The 743-nt window shown below is 75.6% G+C and carries 1 protein-coding gene; it reads right to left on the bottom strand.

Annotated elements, in window-relative coordinates:
• Window positions 1–743: acyltransferase domain-containing protein (locus tag G3I65_RS09115; protein WP_160695699.1), on the bottom strand; the 743-nt coding region annotated here is incomplete at both ends.

The raw sequence follows: 743 nt of genomic DNA, 5'->3' as shown, positions 1-743 counted from the left end.
GTTCGCGGCCCCGCGTGTGCAGCCGGGCGACCGCGGCCGCGAACGTCAGGGGTTCCGGCCGCTCGGGCCGCAGGGTCGCGACGGCGACGGCCTCCTCCGGCACGAGCGCCGCCAGCCTGCCGCCCGGCCCGACCTCGACGTACGTCGTGACGCCCGCCTCGTGCAGGGTGGCGACGCCGTCGGCGAACCGGACCGTGGCGAGCACGTGCGTGATCCAGTAGTCCGGGTCAGCGAACTCGTCGCCGATCGGCTTCCCGGTCACCGTCGAGACGACCGGGATCGACGGCGTGCCGAAGGTGAGCCCGGCGAGCGCGGCCCGGAACTCCGCGGTCATCGGCGCCATCAGCGGCGAGTGGAACGCGTGGCTGGTGGCGAGTTCGCTGGTCTTGCGGCCCTTCTCCGCCCACGCGGCGGCAACGGCCGTGACGGCTTCGGCCGGGCCGGAGAGCACCACCGCGCCGGGCCCGTTGACGGCGCCGATCGCGACGTCGTCGGGCAGCGTCGGGGCGATTTCGCCCTCGCCCGCCTCGACCGCGATCATCACGCCGCCCGCGGGCAGGGCCTGCATCAGCCGGCCGCGGGCGGTGACCAGCGTGGCCGCGTCGGCCAGCGAGAGGACGCCGGCGACGTGCGCGGCCGCGATCTCGCCGATCGAGTGCCCGAGCAGGAAGTCCGGCCGCACGCCCCAGGCTTCGAGGAGCCGGAAGAGCGAGACCTCGACGGCGAACAGCGCGGGCTGGGTG

Origin of the sequence: Amycolatopsis sp. SID8362, assembly GCF_010550475.1 — a bacterium.
In the GTDB taxonomy this organism is placed as follows: Bacteria; Actinomycetota; Actinomycetes; order Mycobacteriales; family Pseudonocardiaceae; genus Amycolatopsis; species Amycolatopsis eburnea.
The sequence above is the reverse complement of the archived record's forward strand: the minus strand, read 5'-3'. Positions and strand labels throughout refer to the sequence as shown.